Raw genomic sequence first — 7,415 nt, forward strand, 5'->3', positions numbered from 1 at the left:
GAGCAGGCCGCGCTGATTCTGAGCGAGGAACTGGGCGCGCCGACGGAACTGGCCGAGCGCCTGGTGCGGGAATTGGACCTGTAGGGGCGGATGGCATCCGCCCGGGCGCACGGCGGTGCGCCCCTACCCCACAAATCATCACTTAAGGATTCAGGCATGACCTCCGATCCATCCCAACAACCCGCCGTCGACTTTCATCAGCTGCGCCTCGACGGCGTCTATCGCATGAACGACGCCGACGAGCTCATGCTGCGCATCAAGGTGCCCGCCGGCGTGCTCTCCGTCGAGCAGGCCCTCAAGACCGCCGAACTGGCCGAACGCTTCGCCGGCGCACGCGTGCATCTGACCACCCGCGGCAGCATCGAGTTGCATCGCGTGCGCCTCGCCGATCTGCCCGCAATCGGCCGCGGCCTGGCGGCGGTGGGCCTGACCACACGCGGCGCCTGCGGCGGCGCGGTGCGCGGCATTGCCTGCAGCACCAGCTTCTCCCGCAACTTCGCCCTCACCCAATCCCTGGTGCGGCGTCTGCACCGGCATTTCGCCGGCAATCCCCATTTCGAGAACCTGCCGAAAAAATTCAAGATCGGCGTGGAAGACGGCTACGCCGGGTCGCGCCATCTGATCCAGGATCTCGGCCTGGTGCTCATCGACGCCCAGGGCGCCGAGCCGCGCTACGATGTCTGGGTGGCCGGGGGCCTGGGCCGCGAACCCCAGGCGGCGCTGCTTTTCGCCGAGGGGGTCGCCGAAAGCCGCCTGCTGCCCCTGGCGGAGGCGGTGGTGCGCCTCCACGCCCGCCATACGCCGACGGGCAAGCGCCTCAAGCACGTGGTGCGCCGCCTGGGCGAGGAGAGCTTTCGCCGCCTGCTTGACGCCGAACTCAACGGCCGCCCGGAACGGCTCGCGCCGGCCGGCCTCGACACCCTGCCGGCACCACCCACCGCCTGCGCGCCGGTCACCGCGGCGATTTTCGCCGGCGACCTGGATACCAGCCTGCTGCGGCGCCTGGCGACCCTCGCCCGCGACCATGCCGGCGGCTATCTGGCCGTCACCGCCGATCAGAACCTGGCCTTCGCGCCCCTGAACGAGGACGACCGCCGAGAGCTGCTCGCGCATCTGGCCGCCGCCGGCCTGGGCGGCGCGTCGCCCGAGGAGCGCACCACCCTGCGGGTGTGCGTCGGCAACCACGCCTGCCGCATGGGGCTTTCGCCCACCCGCGAGGTAGCGCGCCGGATGCTCCAGGCCATGCCCGGAGATGCCCGCGCCCTGAGCTGGGCGATTTCCGGCTGTCCCAACAGCTGCAGCCAGCCGCAACTGGCCGATTTCGGCGTGATCAGCTCGCGCCTGATCAAGGACGACCAGGGCGAGCGCCAACCGCGCTTTGATGTGTATCGGCGAAAAGACGCTAAACTGGGGGACAGGATTCACCAGGAACTGACCCTCGCGGAACTGCTCGACGTGGTTTCCCGAATCAAATAACCCGAGATTGGGCCCGCAGCGGCCGATCCCAGCCAAGGAGAACGCGCATGGCCAACATCTACAACGACAACTCCCTCAGCATCGGCCGCACCCCGCTGGTGCGCCTCAACCACATCGCCCCGGGCGGCGCCGTCGTCCTCGGCAAGATCGAGGGCCGCAATCCCGCCTACTCGGTCAAGTGCCGCATCGGCGCCTCCATGATCTGGGATGCCGAGAAAAAGGGCCTGCTCGGCCCGGGCAAGGAAATCGTCGAGCCGACCAGCGGCAACACCGGCATCGCCCTGGCCTTCGTCGCCGCCGCGCGCGGCATCCCCATCACCCTGACCATGCCCGAGACCATGAGCATCGAGCGGCGCAAGGTGCTCAAGGCCTTCGGCGCCAACCTGATCCTCACCCCCGGCGCCAAGGGCATGGGTGGCGCCATCGCGGCCGCCGAGGAGTTGGCGGCCTCCGACCCCAACCGCTACGTGCTGCTGCACCAGTTCAAGAATCCCGCCAACCCGGCGATTCACGAGCAGACCACCGGCCCCGAGATCTGGGAGGACACCGATGGCGCCATCGATGTGCTGGTCTCCGGGGTCGGCACCGGCGGCACCATCACCGGCGTGTCGCGCTACATCAAAAACACGCGGGGGAAAAAAATCTTCTCGGTGGCGGTGGAACCCAGCGACAGCCCGGTGATCAGCCAGAAACTGGCCGGTGAGGAAATCAAGCCCGGTCCGCACAAGATTCAAGGGATCGGCGCGGGCTTTATTCCCGACACCCTGGATCTGTCCGTGGTCGACCAGGTCGAGCAGGTCAGCAACGACGAGGCCCTTGAGTTTGCCCGCCGCCTGGCCAAGGAAGAAGGCGTTCTCGCCGGCATTTCCTGCGGCGCCGCCGTCGCTGTCGCCGCGCGGCTCGCGGCGAAACCCGAATTTGCCGGCAAGACCATCGTCGTGGTGCTGCCCGACTCGGGCGAGCGCTACCTCACCAGCGTGTTGTTTGATGGATTGGTGTAAATTGCCGGGGCAATGGCGCAAAAACAACCCAACAAAGACGGGAAAAGTTTCTTGATAATTTCTGTTGACTTTATGGCAGCCTTGCTTTAGCTTTTCGGAAAGGTTCGCGTGAGCGAACCGCGTCTATCATCGAGAGTGGCGGAGGGACAGGCCCTGCGAAGCCACAGCAACCGATCCGTCGCACCTGACGGATGCCAGGTGCTAATTCCTGCCCGCCGGGCGCTTTGCGACCGCGGGAAAGATGAGGACGGAGCCCGCCTTGCCCTTCGGCACCCTGTGTCAGCGCGCGGCCCCTTCCCCATCTTGCGGGAAGGGGCCGTTTTCGTCACCGCACACAGCAGGAGATTGCCATGGAACAAACCACCCGCCATTCCCTGGAAACCCGCCTGGTGCAGGTCGGCGTCGGCGTCGACGAGCGCACCGGCGCCATCAGCGTCCCCATCTATCCCAGCGCCACCTATCGGCACCCCGGAGTGGGCGAATCCACCGGCTTCGACTACACGCGTTCGGGCAATCCGACACGCAAGGTGCTCGAGGATGCCCTCGCCGACCTGGAAGGCGGCGCCCGCGCCTGCGTGTTCGGTTCGGGCATGGCGGCGCTCACCACCCTGTTTCTGCATTTCTCCGCCGGCGATCACCTGGTGGTCTCCCAGGACCTCTACGGCGGCACCTACCGGGTGCTGGCCCAGGTGTTCGACAAGCTGGGCCTTGCCGCCAGCTACGTCGACACCACCGACACGGCGGCCGTTGCCGCCGCCGTCGGCCCACACACCCGCGCCCTGCTGGTGGAAACCCCCGGCAACCCGTTGCTCGGCATCGCCGACCTGGCGGCCCTGGGCGCCTTGTGTCGCGAACGCGGCCTGCTCTATATTGTCGACAACACTTTCCTCACCCCGGTGCTGCAGCGGCCCTTCGACTTTGGCGCCGACGTGGTGGTGCATTCGGCCACCAAGTACCTGGGCGGCCACAACGATCTGTGCGCCGGGGTGCTGGTGGCGCGCGAGGCGGCCCTGGGCGAGCGCCTCTATTTCCTGCAGAATTCCACCGGGGCGATCCTGCCGCCCCAGGACTGCTGGCTGCTGCTGCGTTCCCTCAAGACCCTGAGCCTGCGCCTGGAGCGCCACAACGCCAACGCCCAGCGCGTCGCCGAGTGGCTTTGCACCCATCCGCGCGTCACGGCGGTCTATTACCCGGGACTCAAGGATCATCCGGGCCATGAGCTGTCAAAGCGTCAGACAGGGGGCTTCGGCGGCATGCTCTCCTTTCGCGTGGATCAGCCCGAGACGGCGCGGCAGGCCCTCAAGCGCCTCAAGCTGATTTCCTTCGCCGAGAGCCTCGGCGGGGTGGAATCCCTCATGACCCTGCCGGCGGTGCAGACCCACGGCGACATCCCCGAGGCCGAGCGCCTGCGCCTGGGCATCTGCGAGAGCCTGCTGCGCCTGTCGGTGGGCATCGAAAGCGCGGAAGACATCATCGCCGATCTGGAGCAGGCGCTCGCTTGACGAATCAACCACCGCAAAAGGGGTTTTAAACCAATGACCAATAACAAAGGACAAAGGACAGCAGCGTTGCGACCCGCAACGCTGCTCGTTCACCAAGGGCGCGACCGCGATCCGGCGACGGGGGCGGCCAACATTCCCGTGTATCTGGCCTCGACCTACCATCACTTCGGCGGGCGGCCCGGCGAGTACGACTATGCGCGCAGCGGCAACCCCAGCCGTGATCAGGTGGAGGAAGCCATCGCCCTGCTCGAGGGCGGGGTGCGCGGCTTCGCCTACGCCTCGGGCATGGCGGCGGTGGGCGCGGCCCTGGCCCTGCTCAAAAGCGGCGACCACGTCATCGCCCCCGACGACCTCTACGGCGGCACCTACCGCTATCTGCACCTGGTGCTGCCCCAGCAGGGCATCAGCGCCAGCCTGGTGGACATGACCGATCCCCAGAAGGTCGAGGACGCCATCCGCCCCGAGACCCGCGCCCTGCTGCTGGAAACGCCCTCCAACCCCCTGTTCAAGATCACCGATCTGCGCGCCCTGGTCGAGATCGCCCGCCGCCGCGGCCTGCTCACCCTGCTCGACAACACCTTCATGACGCCCTTGCTGCAGCCCGCCCTGCCCCTGGGCATCGATGTGGCGATCCACAGCGCCACCAAGTTCCTCGGCGGCCATTCGGATCTGCTCGCCGGCCTGGTGACCACCGCCGACCAGGACCTGGCGCTGCGCCTCAAGCGCTTCCAGAACGCCACGGGCGCCACCCTGGCGCCCTTCGACTGCTTTCTACTGGCGCGCGGCATCAAAACCCTCAAGGTGCGCCTCGAAGCCGCCCAGGCCGGGGCGCAGCTGCTCGCCGCGCGCCTGGCCGCCCATCCGGCGGTGGCGCGGGTCTACTATCCGGGCCTGGCGGAGCATCCCGGCCGCGCCGTGCATTTCGCCCAGGCCTCGGGTCCCGGCGCCGTGCTCTCCTTCGAACTCAAGGATGGGGCGCAGGTGCCGCGCGTCCTCGAAGCCGTGCGGCTGCCCATCATCGCGCCGAGCCTCGGCGGGGTGGAAACCATCCTCACCCACTGCTGGAGCATGTCCCACGCGGCGATTCCTGTTCCCGTCAAGGAACAGCTCGGCATCCGCGAAAGCCTGCTGCGCATTTCCGTGGGCATCGAGGATCCCGAGGATCTCTGGGACGACCTGGAAACGGCCCTGGCCCGCTGAGGCAGGGCGCCGCGAAGATTGACAAGCTTTCGCCGTTCCGCTAGAGTTCCACCCTACAACCGCAACAGCGCAACGTCCATATCAAGAGTGGTGGAGGGAAAGGCCCTTTGAAGCCACAGCAACCGGTTCGCCGCGGCCGCAAGGCGCAAGGGCGGACGTCAGGTGCTAACTCCTGCCCGTCGCCGGTTCATCGCCGCGATGGGGAAGATGAGGACGGAGCCCGAGGATACCTGCCCGCACGTATTCGAACGGCCCCTTCTCATCAGCCTGGGAAGGGGCCGTTTGCTTTGCGCCAGCAAGGGATCAGGCATTGAGCACATCCGTCGGCATCGTCACAACCGAACAGATCACCTTCGACACCGAACTGCAGCTGGAAAGCGGCCGGGTGCTCGGGCCCATCACCCTGGCCTACGAAACCTACGGCCGCCTCAACGCCACGCGCGGCAACGCCATCCTGGTCTGCCATGCCTGGACCGGCGACGCCCACGCCGCCGGACGCAACCACTCCGAGGATCGCAAGCCGGGCTGGTGGGACGACATGATCGGCCCCGGCAAGGTGCTCGACACCGACCGTTACTTCGTGCTCTGTTCCAACGTCATCGGCTCCTGCAAGGGCTCCACCGGCCCCACCAGCCTCAACCCGCGCACCGGCCAGCCCTATCGCCTGAACTTTCCGGTGGTCATGGTGCGCGACATGGTGCGCGCCCAGAAACTCCTCGTCGATCATCTCGGCCTGCCTTCCCTGCTCAGCGTCATCGGCGGCAGCATGGGCGCCATGCAGGCGGTGGAATGGAGCATCCTCCATCCCGAGATGGTGCGTTCCATCATCCCCATCGCCGGCACGGCGCGCACCTCGCCCCTGGCCATCGCCCTCAACGCCGTGGCGCGCCAGGCGATCTTCAACGACCCCCAGTGGAAAAAGGGCAACTACCGCCCCGAGCATCCGCCCACCGACGGGCTGGCTCTGGCGCGGGCCATCGGCCATATCTCCTTTCTCTCCGATACCTCCATGCAGATGAAGTTCGGCCGGCGCTTTTCCGCCCGCGACGGCCAGTTCGACTTCTTCGGCAAGTTCGAGATCGAGCGCTATCTCGAATACAACGGCTACAATTTTCCGGCGCGCTTTGACACCAACAGCTTTCTCTACCTGGCCAAGGCCCTGGATCTCTACGACACCGCCTGGAATTTCGATTCCCTGGAGGAGGCCCTGGACCGCATGCAATGCCCGTCCCTGTGGTTCGCCTTCACCTCCGACTGGCTCTATCCGCCCTACCAGACCGAGGAGGCCGTGCGCGCCCTGGAAAAACTCGGCAAACCCGTGAGCTATCACCTCATCGACTCGGATTACGGCCACGACTCCTTTCTCGTCGAACCGGAAAAGTTCACCCACCTGATTCGCGCCTTCCTCGCGCAGTTGCCGTCCTGAACGAGAAAAGCGAGCCCCGGGAGGCTCGCTTTTCTCGTTCGTCCTATTTAATTTTCCGGCTATTTTTTGCCGAACAGATCGAGCTGCCGACCGGGCGGCTTTTGCACCTTGAAGGGCCGGGGCAGGAAGCGCGGGCAATCAAGGAGCCGCACCGCCTCGCTCTGGCGACAAGTGCGCAGGCAGCGCAGGCACAGGCGATTGGGTTGCTGGACGGATTTTGCCGATGATTTGCGCTCCTCGCTCATGGCGCCATTGTTCGCCGAAGCGTCCGGGAAAGTAAAGAGGGTAAATTAAAGGGATTGCCTGAGACATTAACAAATGTTAGGATTTCTCTGTTTTGCCAACGACACTGAATTTCCGGCAGGGGCTGTCCATGATCAAGACTCTCAAGCTGCAAACCAAAATCCTCCTCGCGCTGATCGGGCTCTCCGTCATTCCCCTCGCCTTGGCCCTGCTGATCGTCTCCTCGTCGACGGAAAAGCTCATCGAGCGCAACCTGCTCGCCAAGCTCGACGAAACGGCGCGTTTCATCCACGAGAGCATGAATGACGCGCAGCGCGAAACCGCCAACTACATCCGCATGCTCAGTCGCGACGTGGATCTGATCAACTCGGTTCTCTACGCCCCCTCGCCCGATGAGATATTCGAGCTCGGCACCGCCCTGGAGGACGGCATCAATCTGTTCCAACTCGACCTGGTGCAGGTGGTCAATCTCGACGGCAAGGTGCTGCGCCGTTTGACCAAGGAGCAGTTCAGCCATCTGCCGGTCTCCTCCGTCGTTGAGGTCCCCCTGTTTCGCGAAGCCCTGGA

Annotated in this window: 7 protein-coding genes and 2 riboswitches; of the genes, 6 read left to right on the forward strand and 1 reads right to left on the reverse strand. The window is 65.8% G+C overall.

Annotated elements, in window-relative coordinates; translation table 11 throughout:
* The first annotated feature begins 156 nt into the window (after nt 1-156).
* The 5 genes from QAT43_RS13220 (at nt 157) to metX (ending at nt 6,605) form a co-directional block, all read left to right on the forward strand.
* Nucleotides 157-1,476: a nitrite/sulfite reductase gene (locus QAT43_RS13220; RefSeq protein ID WP_305043555.1), complete on the forward strand. Its 1,320-nt coding sequence runs from the start codon at nt 157-159 to the stop codon at nt 1,474-1,476.
* 47 nt (nt 1,477-1,523) lie between these two features.
* Complete coding sequence (gene cysK / locus QAT43_RS13225; RefSeq protein WP_305043556.1) at nt 1,524-2,477, forward strand: cysteine synthase A; 954 nt, start codon at nt 1,524-1,526, stop codon at nt 2,475-2,477.
* Nucleotides 2,478-2,600: 123 nt separating this feature from the next.
* Nucleotides 2,601-2,725: riboswitch (SAM riboswitch) on the forward strand.
* A 102-nt stretch (nt 2,726-2,827) separates the two neighbouring features.
* A complete protein-coding gene (locus tag QAT43_RS13230) occupies nt 2,828-3,979 on the forward strand; it encodes a trans-sulfuration enzyme family protein (RefSeq protein WP_305043557.1) in 1,152 nt (383 codons plus the stop codon).
* 66 nt (nt 3,980-4,045) lie between these two features.
* Nucleotides 4,046-5,179 (forward strand): trans-sulfuration enzyme family protein, encoded by a 1,134-nt coding sequence (locus QAT43_RS13235; protein ID WP_305043558.1) that lies wholly within the window; start codon nt 4,046-4,048, stop codon nt 5,177-5,179.
* A gap of 75 nt (nt 5,180-5,254) precedes the next feature.
* Nucleotides 5,255-5,393, forward strand: a riboswitch (SAM riboswitch).
* 96 nt (nt 5,394-5,489) lie between these two features.
* Entirely contained in the window at nt 5,490-6,605 is a 1,116-nt protein-coding gene (gene metX / locus QAT43_RS13240; RefSeq protein WP_305043559.1) for a homoserine O-acetyltransferase MetX, read from the forward strand.
* Nucleotides 6,606-6,664: 59 nt separating this feature from the next.
* Here the strand turns inward: metX and QAT43_RS13245 are convergent, their stop codons facing one another.
* Nucleotides 6,665-6,850, reverse strand: a complete 186-nt coding sequence (locus QAT43_RS13245; RefSeq protein ID WP_305043560.1) for a hypothetical protein — start codon at nt 6,848-6,850, stop codon at nt 6,665-6,667.
* Nucleotides 6,851-6,978: 128 nt separating this feature from the next.
* On the opposite strand from QAT43_RS13245, the gene QAT43_RS13250 reads away from it, so the two are divergent.
* Nucleotides 6,979-7,415 (forward strand): hypothetical protein (locus tag QAT43_RS13250; protein ID WP_305043561.1); only part of this gene is annotated, 437 nt, incomplete at its 3' end.

Origin of the sequence: Geoalkalibacter sp. (assembly GCF_030604225.1) — a bacterium.
In the GTDB taxonomy this organism is placed as follows: Bacteria; Desulfobacterota; Desulfuromonadia; order Desulfuromonadales; family Geoalkalibacteraceae; genus Geoalkalibacter.

Bases quoted from the DNA above. Each gene is read 5' to 3' on its own strand.
- cysK (WP_305043556.1), top strand. From the start codon at position 1,524: ATGGCCAACATCTACAACGACAACTCCCTCAGCATCGGCCGCACCCCG.
- QAT43_RS13220 (WP_305043555.1), top strand. From the start codon at position 157: ATGACCTCCGATCCATCCCAACAACCCGCCGTCGACTTTCATCAGCTG.
- QAT43_RS13230 (WP_305043557.1), top strand. From the start codon at position 2,828: ATGGAACAAACCACCCGCCATTCCCTGGAAACCCGCCTGGTGCAGGTC.
- QAT43_RS13245 (WP_305043560.1), bottom strand. From the start codon at position 6,850: ATGAGCGAGGAGCGCAAATCATCGGCAAAATCCGTCCAGCAACCCAAT.